The organism is Amycolatopsis sp. CB00013, assembly GCF_001905755.1.
GTDB classification, from domain to species: domain Bacteria; phylum Actinomycetota; class Actinomycetes; order Mycobacteriales; family Pseudonocardiaceae; genus Amycolatopsis; species Amycolatopsis japonica.
In genome coordinates this window covers 1,354,828-1,375,260 of the sequence record NZ_LIWC01000001.1, presented here as the reverse complement: position 1 = coordinate 1,375,260, position 20,433 = coordinate 1,354,828, and the positions used below count along the sequence as shown (strand labels likewise).

General features: G+C 67.2%; 22 protein-coding genes. 14 read left to right on the top strand and 8 right to left on the bottom strand.

Going from position 1 to position 20,433, the window contains the following annotated elements; genetic code table 11:
• Positions 1 to 11: 11 nt before the first annotated feature.
• A complete protein-coding gene (locus AMK34_RS06155) occupies positions 12 to 1,385 on the top strand; it encodes an MFS transporter (protein ID WP_073844615.1) in 1,374 nt (457 codons plus the stop codon).
• An 18-nt stretch (positions 1,386 to 1,403) separates the two neighbouring features.
• Here the strand turns inward: AMK34_RS06155 and AMK34_RS06150 are convergent, their stop codons facing one another.
• Positions 1,404 to 2,093: an IclR family transcriptional regulator gene (locus AMK34_RS06150; RefSeq protein WP_073843548.1), complete on the bottom strand. Its 690-nt coding sequence runs from the start codon at positions 2,091 to 2,093 to the stop codon at positions 1,404 to 1,406.
• 59 nt (positions 2,094 to 2,152) lie between these two features.
• Here AMK34_RS06150 and AMK34_RS06145 point away from each other — a divergent pair, with 59 nt between their 5' ends.
• From AMK34_RS06145 to AMK34_RS06120, 6 genes are all read left to right on the top strand, one after another.
• Positions 2,153 to 2,686 (top strand): flavin reductase family protein, encoded by a 534-nt coding sequence (locus AMK34_RS06145; RefSeq protein ID WP_038512849.1) that lies wholly within the window; start codon positions 2,153 to 2,155, stop codon positions 2,684 to 2,686.
• Positions 2,687 to 2,716: 30 nt separating this feature from the next.
• A complete protein-coding gene (hpaB, locus tag AMK34_RS06140) occupies positions 2,717 to 4,177 on the top strand; it encodes a 4-hydroxyphenylacetate 3-monooxygenase, oxygenase component (RefSeq protein ID WP_073843546.1) in 1,461 nt (486 codons plus the stop codon).
• 287 nt (positions 4,178 to 4,464) lie between these two features.
• On the top strand, positions 4,465 to 5,166 hold the full coding sequence (locus AMK34_RS06135) for an HIT domain-containing protein (RefSeq protein WP_143202341.1): 702 nt from the start codon (positions 4,465 to 4,467) through the stop codon (positions 5,164 to 5,166).
• The gene (thiL, locus tag AMK34_RS06130; protein ID WP_241832696.1) at positions 5,159 to 6,214 is read left to right on the top strand and encodes a thiamine-phosphate kinase; all 1,056 of its coding nucleotides are present in this window, start codon (positions 5,159 to 5,161) and stop codon (positions 6,212 to 6,214) included. The genes AMK34_RS06135 and thiL overlap by 8 nt, the downstream gene beginning before the upstream one ends.
• Complete coding sequence (locus AMK34_RS06125; protein ID WP_073843540.1) at positions 6,211 to 6,978, top strand: hypothetical protein; 768 nt, start codon at positions 6,211 to 6,213, stop codon at positions 6,976 to 6,978. The genes thiL and AMK34_RS06125 overlap by 4 nt, the downstream gene beginning before the upstream one ends.
• Complete coding sequence (locus AMK34_RS06120; RefSeq protein ID WP_073843538.1) at positions 6,969 to 7,634, top strand: class I SAM-dependent methyltransferase; 666 nt, start codon at positions 6,969 to 6,971, stop codon at positions 7,632 to 7,634. The genes AMK34_RS06125 and AMK34_RS06120 overlap by 10 nt, the downstream gene beginning before the upstream one ends.
• Here AMK34_RS06120 and AMK34_RS06115 read toward each other — a convergent pair.
• Together AMK34_RS06115 and cmk are read right to left on the bottom strand one after the other, a co-directional pair.
• Positions 7,596 to 8,021 (bottom strand): HIT family protein, encoded by a 426-nt coding sequence (locus tag AMK34_RS06115; RefSeq protein ID WP_241832695.1) that lies wholly within the window; start codon positions 8,019 to 8,021, stop codon positions 7,596 to 7,598. The genes AMK34_RS06120 and AMK34_RS06115 overlap by 39 nt on opposite strands.
• Positions 8,022 to 8,123: 102 nt before the next feature.
• Positions 8,124 to 8,765, bottom strand: coding sequence for a (d)CMP kinase (gene cmk / locus AMK34_RS06110; protein WP_158073272.1), 642 nt, complete (start codon positions 8,763 to 8,765; stop codon positions 8,124 to 8,126).
• A 651-nt stretch (positions 8,766 to 9,416) separates the two neighbouring features.
• Here cmk and AMK34_RS06105 point away from each other — a divergent pair.
• Together AMK34_RS06105 and katG are read left to right on the top strand one after the other, a co-directional pair.
• Positions 9,417 to 9,848 carry a Fur family transcriptional regulator gene (locus tag AMK34_RS06105; RefSeq protein WP_038523273.1) on the top strand — a complete coding sequence of 144 codons (432 nt, stop codon included), beginning with the start codon at positions 9,417 to 9,419 and terminating at the stop codon, positions 9,846 to 9,848.
• Positions 9,849 to 9,880: 32 nt separating this feature from the next.
• Positions 9,881 to 12,115 (top strand): catalase/peroxidase HPI, encoded by a 2,235-nt coding sequence (katG, locus tag AMK34_RS06100; RefSeq protein ID WP_073843532.1) that lies wholly within the window; start codon positions 9,881 to 9,883, stop codon positions 12,113 to 12,115.
• Positions 12,116 to 12,170: 55 nt separating this feature from the next.
• Here the strand turns inward: katG and AMK34_RS06095 are convergent, their stop codons facing one another.
• The 3 genes from AMK34_RS06095 to AMK34_RS06085 are packed head-to-tail and all read right to left on the bottom strand — an operon-like array spanning position 12,171 to position 14,542.
• Positions 12,171 to 12,626: an ester cyclase gene (locus AMK34_RS06095; protein WP_073843530.1), complete on the bottom strand. Its 456-nt coding sequence runs from the start codon at positions 12,624 to 12,626 to the stop codon at positions 12,171 to 12,173.
• The gene (locus AMK34_RS06090; RefSeq protein WP_073843528.1) at positions 12,623 to 13,519 is read right to left on the bottom strand and encodes a hypothetical protein; all 897 of its coding nucleotides are present in this window, start codon (positions 13,517 to 13,519) and stop codon (positions 12,623 to 12,625) included. Before AMK34_RS06090 ends, AMK34_RS06095 begins: the two co-directional genes overlap by 4 nt.
• 12 nt (positions 13,520 to 13,531) lie before the next feature.
• Positions 13,532 to 14,542: a hypothetical protein gene (locus AMK34_RS06085; protein ID WP_073843526.1), complete on the bottom strand. Its 1,011-nt coding sequence runs from the start codon at positions 14,540 to 14,542 to the stop codon at positions 13,532 to 13,534.
• Positions 14,543 to 14,734: 192 nt separating this feature from the next.
• Here AMK34_RS06085 and AMK34_RS06080 point away from each other — a divergent pair, with 192 nt between their 5' ends.
• Genes AMK34_RS06080 through AMK34_RS06065 form a run of 4 tightly spaced genes read left to right on the top strand, consistent with a single transcriptional unit; the run spans position 14,735 to position 18,165 of the window.
• The gene (locus AMK34_RS06080; RefSeq protein ID WP_038512877.1) at positions 14,735 to 16,135 is read left to right on the top strand and encodes a fatty acid desaturase; all 1,401 of its coding nucleotides are present in this window, start codon (positions 14,735 to 14,737) and stop codon (positions 16,133 to 16,135) included.
• A complete protein-coding gene (locus tag AMK34_RS06075) occupies positions 16,132 to 16,326 on the top strand; it encodes a ferredoxin (RefSeq protein WP_037338602.1) in 195 nt (64 codons plus the stop codon). The genes AMK34_RS06080 and AMK34_RS06075 overlap by 4 nt, the downstream gene beginning before the upstream one ends.
• 2 nt (positions 16,327 to 16,328) lie before the next feature.
• Positions 16,329 to 17,537 (top strand): NAD(P)/FAD-dependent oxidoreductase, encoded by a 1,209-nt coding sequence (locus AMK34_RS06070; protein WP_073843524.1) that lies wholly within the window; start codon positions 16,329 to 16,331, stop codon positions 17,535 to 17,537.
• Position 17,538: 1 nt separating this feature from the next.
• The gene (locus AMK34_RS06065) at positions 17,539 to 18,165 is read left to right on the top strand and encodes a TetR family transcriptional regulator (RefSeq protein WP_037338600.1); all 627 of its coding nucleotides are present in this window, start codon (positions 17,539 to 17,541) and stop codon (positions 18,163 to 18,165) included.
• Here AMK34_RS06065 and AMK34_RS06060 read toward each other — a convergent pair.
• Positions 18,139 to 18,720 (bottom strand): AAA family ATPase, encoded by a 582-nt coding sequence (locus AMK34_RS06060; protein ID WP_073843522.1) that lies wholly within the window; start codon positions 18,718 to 18,720, stop codon positions 18,139 to 18,141. The genes AMK34_RS06065 and AMK34_RS06060 overlap by 27 nt on opposite strands.
• Before the next feature lie 69 nt (positions 18,721 to 18,789).
• Here AMK34_RS06060 and AMK34_RS06055 point away from each other — a divergent pair, with 69 nt between their 5' ends.
• Positions 18,790 to 19,092, top strand: coding sequence for a DUF1905 domain-containing protein (locus AMK34_RS06055; RefSeq protein WP_038512886.1), 303 nt, complete (start codon positions 18,790 to 18,792; stop codon positions 19,090 to 19,092).
• A 303-nt stretch (positions 19,093 to 19,395) separates the two neighbouring features.
• Here the strand turns inward: AMK34_RS06055 and AMK34_RS06050 are convergent, their stop codons facing one another.
• Positions 19,396 to 20,376, bottom strand: a complete 981-nt coding sequence (locus AMK34_RS06050) for an ArsR/SmtB family transcription factor (RefSeq protein ID WP_241832694.1) — start codon at positions 20,374 to 20,376, stop codon at positions 19,396 to 19,398.
• Positions 20,377 to 20,433 lie beyond the last annotated feature (57 nt).

Here is a 20,433-nt window from a genome sequence, read left to right as displayed (position 1 = left end):
AAGGAGTCCACGTGTCGAACCCAGCCCAGGATGAACGCATATCCGGCCGGACCGCCCCACCGTCCTCCGACCGGCGGCGGGTCGCCTTCGCGACCGTCGTCGGTACCACCGTCGAGTGGTACGACTTCTTCGTTTACGCGTCCGCGGCCGGTCTCGTCTTCGGCAAGCTGTTCTTCTCCGGTCTCGGGGCGAACAGCACGCTCGTTTCCTTCGCCACCGTGGGCGTGAGCTTCCTGTTCCGTCCGCTCGGCGCGTTCCTCGCCGGGCATTTCGGCGACAAGTACGGCCGCCGCGTGGTCCTGGTGCTCACCCTGATCCTGATGGGCGCCGCGACCACGCTGATCGGTGTGCTCCCGACGTTCGACCAGATCGGGGTCCTCGCGCCGGTACTGCTGATCCTGTTGCGGATCCTGCAGGGGATTTCGGCGGGCGGGGAATGGGGCGGCGCCGTCCTGATGGCGGTCGAGCACGCGCCGCCGAAGCGACGGGGCCTCTTCGGCGCCTCGCCGCAGATCGGTGTCCCGCTCGGGCTGCTGCTGGCTTCCGGTGTGCTCGCGCTGACCAGCCTGCTCGTCCCCGGGCAGGCGTTCCTCGACTGGGGCTGGCGGATCCCGTTCCTGCTCAGCGTCGGGCTGATCCTGGTCGGCCACTACGTGCGGCGCCGGGTCGAGGAGAGTCCGGTCTTCCGTGAGATCGCCGAACGCCGTGAGCGGACCCGGACCCCGATCATCCAGCTGTTCCGCAAACACGCCGTGCTCGTCGTGGTGGCCGCGCTGGTGTTCGCGGGCAACAACGCGGTCGGCTACATGACCACCGGCGGCTACATCCAGAATTACGCGACCAATCCGAAGGGCCCGATCGGGCTCGACCGCGGCCCGGTGCTCTGGGCGGTGACCGCGTCCGCGGCGACCTGGCTGATCTCGACGTGGGCGGCGGGCGCGGTCTCGGACCGCATCGGCAGGCGCCGCACCTACGTCGTCGGCTGGATCGCGCAGCTCGCCGGTATCGCGGTGCTCTTCCCCTTGGTGGACACCGGGAACATCTTGTTGCTGGCCCTGGGGTTGATCATCCTCAGCGTCGGGCTCGGGTTCACCTACGGTCAGCAGGCGGCGTTCTACGCGGAGCTGTTCCCCGCGTCGATCCGGTTCTCCGGTGTTTCGATCTCGTACGCGCTGGGCGCGATCCTCGGTGGCGCGTTCGCGCCGACGATCGCCACCGCACTGGTCGACGCGACCGGTACTTCGGTGTCCGTCGCCGTCTATCTGGCCGGGATGACCGTCGTCGGTCTCATCGCCACGTTGTTGTTGCGTGACCGGTCGGGGATCCCGCTCGGGCCCGACCACGAAGCCGAGCAGGCGGTCAGCCCGCTCCGCTTCTCCAAGTGATCCCGCCGTCCGTGACGCTCACCCGCCGAGAGCGTCACGGACGGCCTTCGCCGCCGCCTTGAGCCGCTCCGCGAGCTCGGCGGAGGTTCGTGTGCTGGACAGGTAGACGACCGCGAGCGCTGCCGGGGCGTGCCCGCGCAGGGGGAGCGGCACGGCCACCGAGCTGAGATTCTCGATCACCTCGCCGTGGCTGTCCGCGTAGCCGCGGTCGGCGACTTCCCGGACGTCAGCCGGCCGGTCCTCTTCCGGAAGCTGGGAGAGAATCGCGCGGCCGGGGGCGCCCGCGGTGAACGGATGCCTGGACCCCGGGCGCTGCGCGACGGACGCGACGGCGTGCCGGGGTTCCACGCTGACCAGGGTCACGCATTCCTCGCGGTCCATCACCGCCACGAAACACGTCATGCCGAGTTCGTTCGCGACCGCGGTCAGCTCGGGCAGCGCCGCGGCCTGCAGATCGTGTTTGATCCCCGCCGCCAGCGCGGCCAAGCGCGCGCCGAGTTCGTATTTCCCGGCGGGTTCCCGCGTGAGAAGCCCGTGCTCTTCGAGGGTGCGGATGAGCCGGTACGCGATCGACCGGTGCACCTCCAGTCGTTCGGCGATCCGGTCGACGCTGAGCGGTTCTTGGGCGTCGGCAAGGACTTCGAGGACGCGGATGCCGCGGCTGAGTGTCTGGGACGTGCTCGCGGTCTTGCGGGAGTCCGAAACCATCGTATACGATCCATTTCGATAGTTGAACTGGCTGTTCGATTATAGAACAGGAACCGACGATGATGTCACGCGAAACCAGTTTTCCGCCGGGTTCGAGCCTTTACCGGCCGCCCGCGCAGTTCTTCCGAGGCTGCCTTGGCCGGTTCGCGACGGGCGTCGCGGTGGTGACCTTCGACGCCGCGACGAAACGGCACGGTCTGACGGTGAACTCCTTCACCGCGGTCTCGATGGATCCGCCGCTCGTCCTCGTCTCGATCCAGCGCACCGTGAAGAGCCACGATCTGCTCAAGGACCGCCCGTTCGCGGTCAACGTCCTCGGCGCCGAGCAGGAGGCGCTCGCGATGAACTTCGCCGGCCGTCCGACTCCGGAAGGCGCGCCGACGTGGGTCGAGGGCGGGCACGCGCCGAGGCTCGGCGGCGTCCTGAGCTGGTTCGACTGCACGCCGTGGGCCACCTACGACGGCGGTGACCACACCTTGTTCCTCGGTGAGGTGCGGGAGTTCGACTACCGCTCCGGTGACGCGCTCGGCTTCGTCGACGGGCGGTTCTCGACGATCCACGAATCCGCGCAAGGTCACGAATCCCTGTTCTGACAACGACGTCCACCCGAGAAGGAGCACGACATGGGAGCCCGTACCGGACAGCAGTACCTCGACAAGCTCAACGCGATGACACCGGAGCTGTACGTCGACGGCGAGAAGGTGACCGCCAAGGTCGCCGAGCATCCGGCGTTCCGCAACAACGCGCTGACCTACGCGAAGCTGTTCGACCTCCAGCACGATCCGGCGCACCGTGACGTCCTGACCTACGAATCGCCGACCACGGGGGAGCGGGTCGGCATGTCGTTCCTGGTGCCGCGCGGCGAGGAAGACCTCAAGCGCCGCCGCGCCGCCTTCTCCGTATGGGCCGAATACTCCAACGGTTTCCTGGGCCGCACCGGCGACTACATGAACTCGTCGCTCACCGCCCTCTCGACGGCGAAGAAGTTCTTCTCGCAGGCCGACCCCGTCTACGGCGAGCGCATCGAGAAGTACTACGAGATGGCGCGCGAGAACGACTTGCTGGCGACGCACACGTTGATCCCGCCGCAGGTCAACCGTTCGGTTTCGGGCAGCCAGCAGGGCGGTGGCAACCTGTCGGCGAAGGTGGTCGAGGAACGGGAAGACGGCATCGTCGTCCGCGGCGCCCGGATGCTCGCCACGATCGCGCCGATCGCCGACGAACTCCTGGTCTTCCCTTCGACCGTCCTGCGCGGAACGCCTGAGGACGCCCCGTATTCCTACGCTTTCGCCGTCCCGAACGACGCGCCGGGGCTGAAGTACTTCTGCCGCGCCGGGCTCGACCACGGCCGCTCGCATTTCGACGAGCCGCTCGCCTCCCGGTTCGAGGAGATGGACGCGGTCGTGGTGTTCGACGACGTCTTCGTCCCGAACGAGCGGGTCTTCCTGCTGGGACATCCGGAACTGTGCAACGCCTGGTACTCCGAGACCGGCGCCGGCGCGCTCATGACCCACCAGGTCGTCACGCGCACACTGGCCAAGACGGAGTTCTACCTCGGGCTCGCCAGTGAGATCGCCGCCGCGATCGGCATCGGCGGCTTCCAGCACATCCAGCAGGACCTCTCGGAGCTGATCTCCTACGTCGAGATCGAGAAGGCCGTGCTGCGTGCGGCGGAGGCCGACGGGAAACTCAGCGAGGACGGCGTCTTCCTGCCCAAGTGGGAAGTCCTGAACGCCGCCCGGAACTGGTATCCCACGAAGGTCTCGCCGCGGCTGACCGAGATCATCCGCAAGTTCTCCGCCTCAGGCCTCATGGCGCTGCCGGGCGAGGCTGACTTCGAGGCGGAGGGCCGTCCCGACATCGACACCTACCTCCAGTCGGCCACCCTGCCGGCCAAGGACCGCGCGCGGCTGTTCAAGCTGGCGTTCGACGCGTCGGTCTCGAGCTTCGCCGGACGGGAATCGCTGTACGAGTACTTCTTCTTCGGCGACCCGGTGCGGATGGCCGGAGCGCAGGTGAACGCGTACCCGAGGGAGGCACTGCAGGAACGGGTCCGGGAACTCTTGGCACGCGAAGGCCGGTGAGTGCGGATTTCGCCGAAATCGCCGTGAATTCGAACGGATAGCGACAGTCGGAAAGCGTCCGTCATCCATCGGGTGGCGGACGCTTTTCACGTCGTGCGGCAGACGAGTATGTATCGACCACGATGTGTCCTGCTTTTGTCCAAATTCCCGTCATCACGAATCCGTGAGCCGGTTACGACGTTCGAGTTAATCTCCGCATTGGCCGTTCAAGTCCGCCATGACCGTGCGCAAAAATCCAGGTGCTCTGCTCGGCGAAGGCCAGGACGAAGCGAGGCGGCGGGGGAGACATGATCGAAACCATGCAGTGCGCGGGCGCGGACTTCTGCGAAGAGCTTTCGGGTTCGGATGACACTTCCTTCGCCCGTTTCTACAAGGGAGACCCACCGTCCCGGCTAATACATTCAACAGAAAACTTGACGCTGCTGGCCGATATGTCGCCGCTCGTACTCGGGCATCTCCTGCTCCTGCCGTCGAACCATCACTTGTCGTTCGCGCAGGTGCTTTCCCGTCACCAGGACGAGGTGTGCGGCCTCGTCGACGACTTCGTGCCGCTGTACCGCGAGACCTTCGGCGAGCCACTGATCCTCGAACACGGTTCGAGCGCCGGACAGGAGAGCCACGCGTGCATCACGCACGCGCATCTGCACTTTCTCCCCGTCGACGGTGACGCCGTGGACGATCTCCTGATCGGAGACGGCCTGTTCTACCGGGATCTGGATTCACTCGGGGAACTCGCGCTCGCACCGTGGCCGTCTTCCGCCTATTTTCTTCGCGTGTACCGGGAGAAAGTGCGGGTATACCTGCCGACCGGCGCGCAGAAAAGGCAGTATCTCCGCTCGATCGTCGGCGCGGTGCTGGCGATCGAGGATCCGGAATGGGACTACGCGGTGGTGATGCGGAAAAGGGATCTTCGCGAGACCGTGCGAATGGTGGATTACTGGCCCGGGAAACTCAGCGGCGATGAGGTGGAGCTGTCCTGTGGTGAGTGAGAAATTCTCGGACGAACCGACCAGACTGGCCACGACGATCGTGCCGTTGTTCGCCGGGCAGGCGCGCGAGTTCGTCCCGGTTTCGTCCCCGGACGGCGGCCGGGTGGAACTGACCGCGGGTGCCGACGCCCAAGACGACTGCGCGGTCTTCCGGCTGGCCGGGGAGCACGACCTCGTGGTGGGGACCGATTACGTGCGGGGCCCCAAGTTCAGGCTCTACGAGATGGGACATCTGGACGAATACGACCTGGGGTACTACCTGGTCGCCGCGAATCTGAGCGACATCGCGGCGATGGGCGCGAAGCCGATCGGGCTGCTTTCCGTCGTGCGGTATCCGGCCGGAATGGACGACGCGTTGTTCGGTCTCGTCATGCGCGGCATCCGGGACGCGTGTGCCGCGTTCGGCTGTCTCAACGTGGGTGGCGACATCGGCGGCGCGGAACGCCTGATCCTCTCGGCGTCGGCGCTGGGGGTGTGTCCGGCGGGCCGGGCGCTGCTGCGGTCCGGCGCGAAACCCGGCGACGTCGTCTGCCTCACGGCGCCGACCGGACCCGCCGGAGCGGCGATGGCGTATCTGCGTTCCGGTGTCCCGGACCTGGTCATCGACAGCCTGGTGCCGTCGCTGCTTTCCGCATGGAAGCGACCGGTGGCCAGAGTGGACGAGGGACTCGCGCTCGGCGCCAGCGGGATGGTCACGAGCTGTCTGGACACCTCGGACGGCCTGAAGGCCGCTTTGCTGAGCATCGCCGAGTCGAGCGGGGTCGGGATCGACGTCGACGAGCGGTCCATCCCCGTTCCCAAGGCGGTGGCCGCGGTGGCCGCTCACGTGGGTGTCGAGCCGTTGAGCCTGGTCATGGGCGACTCGGTCGACTTCGAACTCGTCTTCACCGTGCCGTCCGCGAGGGTGGACGACCTCGCCGAAGCGGTGAGTTTCCACCGGATCGGCGTGGTCACCGAACGGACCGAGGTGGTCATGACCGGATACGACGGTGAGCGGGCGGACCTGCCGGGCGAGGCATGGCGGCACCAGCGTGACGGAAAGGCATGAGCCGGAAGGCGGCCAAGTTCGCGGACAAGGCGATTCTGCTGTCGGCGACGCTCTTCCTGGCGGGTAAGGCGTACAACGTACCGGCGAAGGCCTTCTGGGACGATCTCCTGAACGACCGCTCGTACCTGCTGTTGGTCGCACTCGTGACGGCAGGGGTGTTCGGCGCCTTCGCACCGTTCGAAAGCTGGCAACGACGGGCCTTCGTGGACCGGAACGTCATGATGCGCCGACGTGTGCTGTCCACGTTCGGCAGATTGCTCGAGATCAGCGCGAAGATCGACCCTCCACTCGACACCGGCGACCTGGCACTCCACGTGTGGCGGAAGACGCGCACGCTGAGGCATCCGATCCACGGTGTGCTGAAAAGACTTTCCTCCTATCGGATGTCATCCTTTCCGGCGACGCGGAGTTTCGCCCCGGTGCGGGGCATCGGCGCGGTGGGACTCTGCTGGCAGCACGATCGTGAAGTGACATTCGACGTCGCACCGTTGGCGGCCCGCCTCACCGACGAGGCGAAGTTCGACGATCACGTGGCGCACTTCGGTAAGGAATCGGTCATGAATCTGAAATGGGAGGAGTTCCAGGCCCTCAAACATCGCACCGCGCTGTTCGTCACGCCGATCAGAAGCGGGCGTAACAAGTTCGTCGGCTGCGTGAGTGTCGACGCCGGCCGCGGCTACGAGGTGCTCGACCGGCGGGAACTGCTGGAGGAGATGACCAATCTGGGGATGGCCATCGGTCGCGAGGACTTCGAATGCACCTGAACGACACGAACCTGCGCGGCTTGGTGTCGAGTACTCGACGAGCCTACGACGAGTGTGCCGAGGTGTACGTCCGGTCCACCCGCACGCTCGACCTGTTTCCCGGCCTCGACCACGAACTGGACCGCTTCTTCGACACCCTGCCCGGAAGCTCGGTGCTGGACCTCGGCTGTGGTGGGGGCCGGGACGCCGAATACCTGATCGGACGCGGCGCGACCGTGGTGGCGGCCGACCTCAGCGAGGAGTTGCTCCGGTACACCCGATGCCGTTGTGCGGTGGCCGGCGCGGTGCTCTGCGATCTCATGGCCTTACCGCTGGCCGCTGGAGTGTTCGACGGCGTCTGGGCCTGTGCCAGCGTCGTGCACTTGCCGAGTGAGACGCATCCGCACGTCTTCTCCGAAATCCATCGAGTGCTCGCGCCCGGCGGTGTCACGGCGATCAGCCTCAAGGAAGGGAACGGCGAAGGATGGGCGCGAAGCGTCCGAATGCCGTCCCCGAGGTGGTTTTCGTTGCGCAGCCCCGAAGCCGTGCTGGAGGAATTGGCGGCCGTCGGGTTCGTCTCGGCCCAGGTGTGGCCGAGCGGACGCGGCAGCTGGTTCGTGGTCGAGGCGAGGAAAGGGCTACCGACCGAGCCATTCGTCGGGATTGGTGCCCGGTAGTACGTGACGGATACCGCCTCGCGGATCCGCCACATCGCCCTCGTACCGTGGGATCAGGTGGATGTGCAGGTGGTCGATCGTCCGGCCCGCCGCTTGCCCTTCGTTCACGCCGATGGTGTAGCCGTCCGGCTGGAACTGGTCCTGGATCCGGCGCCATGCCCGCTTGATCAGCGCATAGACTTCGGCGTGCTCGCTCGCCGTGAGCGAGAAGTAGGACTCCACGTGTCTTTTCGGGACGACCTCGACATGCCCCTTGGCGGCCGGGAAGTTGTCCCACCGCACATAGATCTCGTTTCCTTTGAACAGTACGTCATTCACCGAGGTGTCATCGAAATGACAAAAGAGGCAATCGGCGTTCACCGGTTCGGCTTCGTTTTCCTTCGCCATCGCCGGTCTCATAACCGATACTCCTCGTCATTGATCGATCACTTGAAGTCATACCCATGGTCAACTTAGCTTCGTCGCAGACAAAGCAGAAGCGTACTCGCACTAACGGTTGATCTCTAAGCCTCTGTCGCGACACGCCGAGGTCATCAGCCGTAGTACCTGCTCGACGGTGAGCTCGGTGGTGTCGATTCTGATGGCGTCCTCGGCGGGGACCAACGGCGACGTCGTCCGGGACATATCGGCCTCGTCGCGGCGGACCACGTCGTCGAGAACGTGTTCGTAGGACGCCGCCCGCTCTTGCCGTACTCGCCGCATCGCCCGCACTTCGGGCTTGGCGGTCAGGTAGAACTTCACGGTCGCGGCGGGAAAGATGGTGGTGCCGATGTCCCGGCCTTCGATGACGCATCGCGGCTGCGCGCCGGCCCAAAGCCTGATGAGGCTGGTGACCCGCTGGCGGACCTCCGCGATCTTGGCGACGGCCGAAACGGCGACGTTGACCCGGGCCGCGCGCAGTTTGTCCTGGGCGTAACGGTCGGAGGTCAGCAGGCTCACGGATCGGCTCGCCGTGATCAATTCGTCGCAGAGTCCGGTGACTTTCGTGGCGTTTTCGACAGGAATATCACGTTGCAGGGCCTCGAAAGCGATAATGCGGTAAGTCCTGCCGCTTTCGAGGTAGCGTAGATCGAACGATTTCGACAGTGCCAGACAGGTGGTGGTCTTGCCCGCCGCCGCCGGGCCGTCCACCGCCACGACGGTGCCGAGACCTTGTTCGGGCATGGTTTTCCCTTGCTGGTGAACGATGAGTGGAGCCGGACTGTGGGGAACAGGGCGCAGACGCTACCACGGGGGAAGCGTGCCGTGGACGGCCGTGCGAGTGGCCCTGTAGCTGCGGAGACTTCGAGAATCATGCGCTGGCAAGGGATTGCGTCACTCGGAGGGACGTGAGCGCGGCCGCTTCGGCAACGCTCCGGCGCGGCCTCTCACTCGTCCAGGGTATCGCGGGGGCACCGGTTTGTGTTTGGAGTACGCGGAAAACCTGCTGTGGCGGTGGAGATTCCCTTTCGTGTGTGCAAGTTTCATCCGAATTTCGCACCTTCGGGTGGGCGGGTGGTTATCGCGCGGCACTTCACAGCGCGTTTTCATCCGATTGTTGACGAAGGGCGAAATTCTTGACGAGAATCCGTAACGAAAGTCACGGAGCCGACGTCGTCAACGGTGACCGCCCTTCCCGAACTCGCGTCGGAGTGAGATCCGTCCCGGATCACGCGAGTTCCGGCTTCGAGCACGCGAGGTCCGGCCCGGGACACGCGTGTGCGGTGGGCGAGCACGCGAGGGGTGACACGCCCGGGATCCTGCGAACTTGATTCATTCCAGAAAATGGGCCAGACTGCGGCCGTGCCCACGACCCCGGAGTTCGAGCGGATGCTGCGCGGGGCCTCCCTGCGCGTGACGCGTCCCAGGGTGGCCGTGCTGACAGCGGTACGCGACCATCCTCATGCCGACACCGACTCGATCATCGGTGCCGTGCGTACGGAGCTCGGCGAGGTCTCTCACCAGGCCATTTACGACGTGTTGCGGGCACTGACCGCCGCGGGTCTCGTACGGCGGATCCAGCCGTCGGGGTCCGTGGCACGCTACGAGTCCCGGGTCGGGGACAACCACCATCACGTCGTGTGCCGATCCTGCGGCGCCATCGCCGACGTCGACTGCGCCGTCGGCCCCGCACCCTGTTTGACCGCGTCGAACGACCAAGGCTTCCTGATCGAAGAGGCCGAGGTCATCTACTGGGGCCTGTGTCCCGACTGTGCGATCGAACCCCGTTCCTGAGCCCTGCAGTTCTGATTCCCGGAAGGATTCCCGTGTCTGACAGCCCGGACGCCGTCATCGGCGAAATGAACGAAGAGAGCGCGGGCGGCTGCCCCGTCTCGTCGGGCCGCCGCAACCACCCCACCGAAGGCGCGGGCAACCGTGACTGGTGGCCGAACCAGCTCAACCTGAAGATCCTCCGGAAGCACTCCGCCGCTTCGGACCCCATGGACGCCGGGTTCGACTACGCCGCCGAGTTCAAGACCCTCGACCTCGGTGAACTCGCCAAGGACGTCGACGCCGTCCTCACGACTTCGCAGGACTGGTGGCCCGCGGACTTCGGCCACTACGGCGGCTTCATGATCCGCATGGCGTGGCACAGCGCCGGCACCTACCGGATCGAGGACGGCCGCGGGGGCGCGGGCGCGGGCATGCAGCGCTTCGCCCCGCTCAACAGCTGGCCGGACAACGGCAACCTCGACAAGGCCCGCCGCCTGCTCTGGCCGGTCAAGAAGAAGTACGGCCGCAAGATCTCGTGGGCCGACCTGATGATCTTCACCGGCAACCGCGCGCTGGAGACCATGGGCTTCAAGACCTTCGGTTTCGCCGGTGGCCGCGCCGACGTCTGGGAGCCGGACGAGGACGTGTACTGGGGTCCCGAGCGCACCTGGCTCGGCGACGAGCGCTACAGCGGTGACCGCCAGCTCGAGGGTCCGCTGGCCGCCGTGCAGATGGGTCTCATCTACGTGAACCCGGAAGGCCCGAACGGCAACCCGGACCCGCTGGCCGCGGCCCGCGACATCCGCGAGACCTTCGGCCGGATGGCGATGAACGACGAGGAGACCGTCGCGCTGATCGCCGGCGGCCACAGCTTCGGCAAGACCCACGGCGCGGCCGACCCGGACAAGTACGTCGGGGCCGAGCCCGAGGGCGCTTCGATCGAGGAGCAGGGCCTCGGCTGGAAGAACAGCTTCGGCAGTGGCAAGGGACGCGACGCGATCACCAGTGGCCTGGAGGTCACCTGGACGCCGACCCCGACCCAGTGGAGCAACTGGTTCTTCCACAACCTCTTCGAGTACGAGTGGGAGCTGACCAAGAGCCCGGCGGGCGCCCACCAGTGGACGCCGAAGGACGGCAAGGCGAAGAACACCGTGCCGGACCCCGAGGACGGCAAGCTCAACCGCGCGCCCGGCATGCTCACCACCGACCTGGCGCTGCGTTTCGACCCGGTCTACGAGCAGATCTCGCGCCGGTTCTACGAGAACCCGGACCAGTTCGCGGACGCCTTCGCCCGCGCCTGGTTCAAGCTGACCCACCGCGACATGGGCCCGATCCAGCGCTACCTCGGCCCGCTGGTGCCGCAGGAGACGCTGATCTGGCAGGACCCGGTGCCCGCCGTCGACCACGAGCTGATCGACGACGCGGACATCGCCTCCCTCAAGGAGAAGCTGCTCGCTTCGGGCCTGTCGGTCTCGCAGCTGGTGTCCACCGCGTGGGCGTCGGCTTCGACCTTCCGCGGCAGCGACAAGCGTGGTGGCGCGAACGGTGCCCGCATCCGGCTCGAGCCGCAGCGTGACTGGGAGGTCAACGACCCGCAGACGCTGTCGCAGGTGCTGCGGACCCTCGAAGGGGTCCAGGAGGCGTTCAACGGCGCCCAGACCGGCGGCAAGAAGGTCTCGCTCGCCGACCTGATCGTGCTGGGTGGCGTCGCCGCCGTCGAGCAGGCCGCCAAGGACGCCGGGCACGAGGTCACCGTGCCGTTCACGCCGGGCCGCACCGACGCGACGGCGGAGCAGACCGACGTCGAGTCGTTCGCGCCGCTGGAGCCGACCGTGGACGGGTTCCGCAACTACCGGGGCAAGGGCCACCGTCTCCCGACGGAGTACCTGCTCATCGACCGCGCGAACCTGCTGGACCTGAGCGCGCCCGAGATGACCGTCCTCGTCGGCGGTCTGCGTGTCCTCGGCGCCAACGCCCAGCAGTCCCAGCACGGCGTGTTCACCGAGAAGCCGGGGGCGCTGACCAACGACTTCTTCGCGAACCTGCTCGACATGGGCGTGCAGTGGACGGCCACGTCCGCCGACGCGGAGGTCTTCGAAGGCCGCGACCCGGCGACCGGCGAGGTCAAGTGGACCGGCACCCGGGCCGACCTCGTGTTCGGGTCGAACTCCGAGCTTCGCGCGGTGGCTGAGGTCTACGCCAGCGACGACGCCAAGGAGAAGTTCGTCCGCGACTTCGTGGCGGCGTGGGACAAGGTCATGAACCTCGACCGCTACGACGTGGCGTGATCAAGGTCTGAAAGAGTCCGGGCCCGTCGCTTCCGCGGCGGGCCCGGACTCTTTTCTAGACGTCGCCGGACGCCAGCAGGGTCAGCAGTTCGGCGTGCCCGGCCTGGGTGATCAGGCTGGCGGCGTCGAAGTAGATGCGCTCGTTGGTGATCCGGTCCTCGTCGAAGAAGAACACCGCGATGATCGGCACCCGGAACGCCTTGCCGGTCGGCGGGCGTCCGTAGAACTCGCCGAGGTTGGTGCCGAGCAGGTCGAACTCGACGATGACCGACTCGTCGGCGAAGTGGTACCGGACGTTGTCGTGCCGCTGATCGGGGAACGCCGTCCGGGTCATGCGGTAGTACGCCATGACCTCTTCGTCGCCGTCGAAGATCTGCCCGGTCGCCATGATCTCGTAGTGCGGATGACCGTTGAAGGTGCCCAGCGTTCGGTCGAACTCGTGGGCCACCTCGGTGTCCATGTGCTCTTCGATGATCTTGTGGCGGCGCTCGCGCAGGTCTTCGCTGATCACTGGTCCTCCGGGTCGTTCCTGGTCGCGATCCGGAGCCTACCGCCCGCCGCCTCGTCGTCGGTGCCGTAAAGCAGGCTGCCGCACGAGCGCGAAAGGCAGGTCATGGCCTCGATCTTGTGGCCGGGGAAGTCGCCGATCCGCACCGGAGCGGGGGAGAGCGCGATCGAACCGTCGGCGCGGAGCACGCCCGCCGCGTAGACGGCCGAATCGAACGGTCCCTCGTCACCCGGGTCGGAGGCGGCCGAGACCAGGACGCGGTCGTCCGCGGTGATCTCGACGTCCGACGTGTGCCGGACGTCCGTGGCCGGGTACGGGACCCGGAACGGGATCGACTTCGGCTTCTTGAAGGACAGCTTCGAGACCGAGAACTCCGCGGAGTAGAGCGTGGCGGGCCGGGTGTCCTGACCGCGATCCGCCCAGACCGCGAACAAGCGGTCGTTCACCTTCTTCAGCGCGAAACCCTCGTAATTGTCTTCCGGATCGCCTTTCGGTACCTGGAAAGTGCCGAGCACTTTCAGGTTCCGGTCCTTCAGTTTGAAATGGAAGCCCTTGCCGTCGCTGGCCAAAGCGATGAACTCGCCGCTCTTTCCCGGCACCGCTTCGGCCGCTTCCAGGTCGACCGGGAGCTCGCCCGGCCAGTCGATCGAGTCCACCTTGGACACTTTGCCGCGATCGAGCCGGACCCGGACCGCCCGGTTCTGGCCGGGTTTCTTGTTGTCCCGCAGAACAAGAGCGTCGATCCGGTCGTCGTCCCGGTCGAGGACGGCGATCCCGCTGGCGCCGGAGGTCATACCGGTGCCGATGGATTCCCAGCCGTCGGCCGCGAGCGCGGCGGACGGCAGGAGCAGGGGAAAGACCAGGGCAGGCAGAATCGCGAGGGAGGCGAGTTTCATATCGCGCCCCACTCAGCCGCAGGAGAGGGTGCCGGCGCGGAGCGCGTGGCCGCTTTCGTTCCCGTCGTCGGCCCAGACCACCTGCTTGGTTCCGGAGGCACACGTGGCCGAAATCGCGAAACCTTCGTTATTGTAGTCCGGCATTCCGCTCGGCCGGTCGTACGTGGCCGTGACGGCGAACGCGCCCTGCGCGTCGACGGCGAGCGTCGCCGAGTCACCGCCGCAGTTGTCGTCGCAGACCGCCCACAGCTTGCCGGTGGAAGCCTCGTACTCGAGTTCCATGATCGAGTCGAGCCCGCTCGCGAAGCTCGCGACGCGGGTGTACTTCCCGCCGGCCTGGTCGAGCGCGTAGGCGTAGATCATCCCGTTGCTTTCGAGGCCGACCAGGTAGAGGCCGGTCCCGTGGCCGGGGTAGCTGCCCGGGTTGTACGGCGCCTTCGTGCGCTGGTCGACGAACCCCTTGGCGGTGAGGGCGCTGTCCGGGATCCACGAGACGGCTTCGAGACCGTCGTTGGCCGACACCTTCGGCAGGTCCGCCGTCAGATCCCATTCGGCCTTGGCGCTGAGGGTCTTGGCCGTGCCGGAGACGTCGTACCGGAGCACCTTGAGCGCGCTCGTCTTGCTGTTGTCGCCGTCGCGTTCGGTGGCCGCGACCACGCCGTCCGGGGTGGCCACGACGGCTTCGGCGTCCGGGTCGCCCTTGCCGCCGCGGTAGCGCAACTGCTTGCCCGACGACCAGCCGTTGGCGGTGTCCGGCTGCCATTTCGAGCCGTTGCGCACGAGGCGGTACAGCGTGCCGGGGCCGTTCTTGACCGCCCAGAGGACGTCCGGGCCGCCGAACGACAGGCCGCTCATGTTGCCGCCGAGGACGTTCGACCCGTCGGCGTTCGTGACGGCCGATCCGCCCGGCCACGGGCTGTTCGCCGTCGTGGACGCGGTCGCGGTGGCGGCGGGCAGGACCAGCAGTGCCGCGGCGACGGTGGCCACGGCGGCGGGTCGGATCCGGCGTGATGATCGGGGCATTCGCGCTCCTTCGGGGCGGACGAAGTGGGTCGCGGCGTGTCGTCACAAGTTAAGTAAGTTTCCTTACGAATACAAGATATCGCCAGATTCTCACGAAATGAAGCAACGCTGGGTTTACAAAAGGTGGCCTCTTGTCAAACTGGGTGTACATCACCTATGGTTTTGTAAACCCAGCCAATGGAGGAGGGTGCGATGAGCGAGATGACGGGCACGATCCCGGCGGGCTCGACCGAACGCTGGACCGACGGCAAGCGATATCTGTGGCTGATCGGCCTGGTGGTGCCTTCGCTCGCGTTCCTGGCCATCGGCCTGCACGCGGCCACCGGCTGGGGGGTGTGGTTCTGGATCGGGCCGATCGTGATCCTGGTGATCGTGCCGCTGATCGACCTGGTGGCCGGGCTGGACCGCAGCAATCCGCCCGACGACGTGATCGAACGGCTGGAGCGGGATCGCTACTACCGCTGGATCACCTTCGCTTTCCTGCCCATCCAGTACGCGGGCTTCATCGTCGCGTTCTGGCTGATCGCCCGCGGTGACCTGTCCGTCGCGGACAAGATCGGCCTGGCGATCTCGATCGGCTGCATCGGCGGGATCGGCATCAACACCGCGCACGAACTCGGGCACAAGAAGGAGAGCCACGAGCGCTGGCTTTCGAAGATCGCGCTGGCGCAGAGCTTCTACGGCCACTTCTACATCGAGCACAACCGTGGCCACCACGTCCGGGTGGCCACTCCCGAGGACCCGGCCAGCAGCAGGGTGGGGGAGAGCTTCTACCGGTTCTGGCCGCGCACCGTGTTCGGCTCGCTGAAGTCCGCGTGGGGGCTGGAGCGCAAGCGCTACGCCCGGCGCGACCGGCATCCGTTCCGGATCGGCAACGACGTGCTCAACGCCTGGCTGATGTCGGCGGTGCTGTGGGCGGCGATGGCCGTGTGGCTGGGGCCGGGGATCCTGCCGTACCTGGTGATCCAGGCGGTGGTCGGGTTCTCGCTGCTGGAGGTCGTGAACTACATGGAGCACTACGGCATGCGCCGGCAGATGGTCGGCCCGCCGAACCGCCGGCGGTACGAACGCGTGGACCCCAGCCACAGCTGGAACTCCAACAACATCGCCACCAACGTGCTGCTCTACCACCTGCAGCGGCACAGCGATCACCACGCCAACCCGACCCGCCGCTACCAGACACTGCGCGATTTCGCGGAATCGCCGGTGCTCCCGACGGGCTACGCCGGGATGATCGTGCTGGCGCTGGTGCCGCCGGTCTGGCGGCGCGTGATGGATCCGCGGGTGCTCGCGCATTTCGACGGCGACATCTCCCGCGCCAACATCCAGCCGTCGAAGCGGGCCAAGGTGCTGGCGCGGTACGGAACGCGCGTCACCGCGCCGTCGCGGCACGCCGCCGACACGCACGGCGACGCGACCGAAGGCGGGATGTGCCCCGGCTGTGGCTATGTGTACGACGAGAAACTCGGCGACCCGCGGGAGGGTTTCCCCGCCGGGACTCCGTGGTCGGCGATCCCGGATTCGTGGTGCTGTCCGGACTGCGGCGTGCGGGAGAAGGTCGATTTCGTGGCACCGGGAAGGGTCGGAGCATGATGAAGATCGAGGCGGACCGCGCGAAATGCGACGGGCTGGGCATGTGCGAGGCGATGGCACCCGACTTCTTCGAAGTGGGCGACGACGGCACGGTCGTGGTGCTCGACGAACAGCCCGGTGAGGAACACCGCCAGGACCTGTCGGCCGCCGTCGACGCCTGCCCGGTCCTCGCCCTGAAGCTGCGGGACTGATCATGGCACTGGTCGTCGTGGGCGCGTCGCTGGCCGGCTTGCGCGCGGTGGAGGCGGCGCGCCGGGACGGATACCGGGGGCGGATCGTGCTGATCGGCGCGGAAGACCACCCGCCGTACGACCGGCTGCCGCTGTCGAAGGCGTTCCTCGACGCGGAAGGATCCGGCGAGGTGGAGCCGTTCCACGGCGAGGACGCGTTGCGCGACGAGTTCGGTGTCGAGCTGATGCTCGGCGCGCCCGCGGACGGGCTCGACACCGCCGCCCGCGAGGTTTCGGTGGCGGGGACGACGGTTCCCTACGAGGCATTGGTGATCGCGACCGGCGCCACCGCACGGCGGCTGCCCGGCAGCGAGGGAATCGCCGGAGTCCACACGTTGAGGACCGCGGAGGACGCGTTGGCGGTCCGTGCGGCGCTCGACGCCGGGGCACGGACGGTCGTGATCGGCGCGGGCTTCATCGGCTCGGAGGTCGCGGCCGCTGCTCGGAAGCGCGGGCTGCCGTCGACGATCGTCGAGACGCTCGACGTCCCGCTCGTCCGGTCCGTCGGCGCCGAGGCCGGCGCGGTGTGCGCCTCGCTGCACCGGGAGGCGGGTACGGAACTGCGGTTGTCCACCACGGTCACCGGCCTGGAGTCCGACGACGGCGCGGTGACCGGTGTGCGGCTCTCGACCGGCGAGGTGCTGCCCGCCGATCTGGTGGTCGCCGGCATCGGCGTCGTCCCGGCCACCGGCTGGCTGGCCGGAAGCGGGGTACCGCTGCACGAGCGCGACGGCGGCGTGGTGTGCGACGCCACGCTCGCGACCGGAGTGCCCGGCGTGTACGCCGCCGGGGATGTCGCACATGCGGCGAATCCGTTGTTCGACGGCGAGTCGATGCGGCTGGAGCACTGGACGAACGCCGCGGAGCAGGGTGCCGCGGCCGCTCGTCACGCGCTCGCCCCGGAAGCGGCGAAGGCGTTGTCGCCGGTGCCGTACTTCTGGTCGGACTGGTACGACCATCGGATCCAGTTCGTCGGCACCCCGCGTGCGGACGAGGTGGTGGCCGCCGTCCCGGAGTCCGGTGGTTTCACCGCGCTGTACCGGCGCGGGGACCGGATCGTCGGGGCGCTGACCGTCGACCGGCCGCGGGAGATCATGAAGTACCGTCGGCACATCGCCGGGCGGGCGCCGTGGCCTGAGGCGCTGGCGTTCGCTGCGAGAATGGCGGCTTAGAATGACGATCATGAGTGAGGCACCGGTTACGGGAGGTCCGTACCGTCAACCGATCGTCGCGTCGGCGATCGAGCTGACCGTGCGTTCCGGCTGGTCCTCGGTGACGATGAGCAAACTCGCGGAGATCGTCGGCGTCAGCCGCCAGACCGTCTACAACGAACTCGGCTCGAAGACCCAGCTCGCCGAAGCGATGATCTCGCACGAACTCGCCCGGTTCCTTTCGGTGGTCCGGGATGCCTTCGAGCGGCACCCCGAAGACCTCGTCGAGGCGATCCACGACGCCGTCCGCGGCGTCCTCGAACTCGCCGACGACAATCTCCTGCTGCGTGCCATCGTCTCGGCCACGCACGGCGCCGACACCGAACTGCTGCCGTTGCTGACGGTGCGGGCCGGGAGCCTGTTGAGCGAAGCGACCGTCATGCTGCGCGGCCGTGTCCGCGCCTACGGGCCGCCACTGGACGCCGCGCAGCTGGACGTGGCGATCGACGTCGTGGTCCGGACCGTGCTGAGTCACATCATGCAGCCGTCGGACACCCCGGCACGCACGGCCGACGCCCTGGCGTGGATGGCTTCGCGTGTGCTCGGCGCGACGACGACCCGCTCATTGCGGCATCTCTCGGAGAATTAGGGCCGCGGTCTCCGCCGGGCTCAAGCGGGTGTTGTCGATGCGCACGTGATCGTGCCGCTCGATCAGGTCCTGGGCGTGGGTGCGCCGCGTGTCGTCGGTGTTCATGACGTAGTCGCGGTCGAGTTCGAGTAGATTGGCGCGGGAGAAGTCGAGGTCGCGCTTGCTGGGCTTGCGGTCGAGGCGGAGCTCGGTGGTGTTCCGCTCGAGGCGTTCGTCGAGATCCGCGTACAGCTCGACGAACCGCGGCCTGCCGCCGCGCGACCGGACGATGTCGACGTACGAGGCGATGAGGTCGGTGTCCTCGGGGAGATCGAGACCCCATACGTAGGTGAAGACGAGGCCGGGCAGCGCGGCGTCGGCCGCCTCCTCGATGACACGGCGGCGGAACTCGTTGACGAGCCTGCCGAACGGCGGCGAGCCGAACGGGAAGATGCCGAGCACCGGCTCGACGGTCATGTGGTTGTGGAACAGCTTGAACCCGGTGAGCTTGCACAACTCCTCGCCGACGGTCATCTTGCCGACGGCGGGTGGTCCGAAGATCACGACGAAGTCCACGTGGCCACGGTAGCGGGCTCACGAGTCGAGGCGCGGGGAATTGTCGGTGCCGTGTGCGACGCTCCACCGATGATCGTCGTGTTCGATGCCGAGCTCTGGGTCTGGGACGCCCGCCGTGGGGAGACCTGGACCTTCGTCAGCCTGCCCCAGGACATCTCCGAGGAGATCCGTGAGATCGCCGACGGGCCGCGCCGCGGGTTCGGAGCGGTCCGGGTCCAGGTCGGTATCGGCGGCAGCAAATGGAAGACGTCGATCTTCCCGGACTCCAAACAGGGTGCCTACGTGTTGCCGGTCAAGAAAGCGGTTCGCAAGGCCGAAGGGATCGAGGAAGGTGATAGGGCGAAAGTGACCGTCGAGCTGATCGATCTCTGACCAGGGCTCCGGCAAATTCGCACAAGCGCTGGTCAAGGCCACTCCTGACGATTCGGACTGGATGTCCGAACGGGGCAGATGTCAGGAGGCTTGACCGGCCATTGTCCACAAAGGACGACTATTTAGTCGTTAGAACGACACAAAACACTCACGACCCACTCGCAAAACGCTCACATCGGGCACGATCGCCTCGGAATTGTCCCCTATGGACAGTCGCGAGGGCGCGAGGCCGCTGGGACGAGCCCCTCCGTCACCGCTTGACCGGCGGATGGCGGCTTTGCCGGGCCCCTGGACCTCTGACCGTCAGAGGAGGCGTTCACCGAGCGGCGTCGTCAGGTAGAGGACGCCGCGGCCGGAGCGTTCACGCGTGACGAGTCCGCTGTCCCGCAGGACCTTGAGGTGCTGGGAGACGGCGCTCGGCGTCACGCCCAAAGCACGCGCGAGGTCGGTCGTGGTCGCGGGGGAGGACAACGCGGTCAGGAGAGTGGCTCGCGTCCGGCCCAGTAGCCGCACCGTGCCAGGCCCGGGGGATCGAGTCCCGGTCGCCCAGAGCGCGCCGGTTCCCCGCGCCGGATAGCGGATCGTGGTCTGGGTCGACGTGTTCTTCTTGATCAGGACATACGGCGAGCCGAGGACGACGGGGATCAGCACGAGACCGCCGGGGCCTCGTGTGACGACACTGTGCCGATTCCGCCAGCGCTCGCCGGCGAGCGTCACCCGGTCGGCGCACCAGCGGAGATCCGGATGCAGATCCGCGAACAAGCGCTCGGCACCGCCCGCGGTCAGTTGCCGCGCGCGGAACCCGACGTCGGCGTCCAGTACCGCTCGCATCCGCGGCCAATGCGGTGCGACGAGGCGGTCGTGGGCTTCGCGCAGTTCGTCGGCGATTTCTCGCAGGCCGGATCGAGGGTTGTCGGCCAGTGCTGCCGCGGCGCGGGGAAGCTTCGCGCCGAAGACCCGGTCGAGGCTCGCCCTCACCCGGACTTCGGGGGTTCGCCGCACCGCCTCCAGGTCGTTTTCGAGCGACGCTCCCGAACTTCGCGGAGCAGGGACGAGGAATTCCGGCCAGCTGAGCCTGCCGTTGACGAGCAGTGGCCAGGTCCGGGGAAGATCGAGCGGCGCGCGATCGAGTTCCTCCCGTGCCCACCGCAGCCAGGGCAGATTGACCGGATTCCGGTCGAGGCCGGCGATCTGCAACAGACAGGCCACGGTCTCGGACAGCGGCGAGATCGCGAACCGGGTCGCGGCCAGTTCGGAGACGCCCAGCTCGATGGTCATCGGCATCGCCCGAGTATGTAGGCATGAGCTAAATGGTGTCTCCGGAACACCGGACGCCGCCAC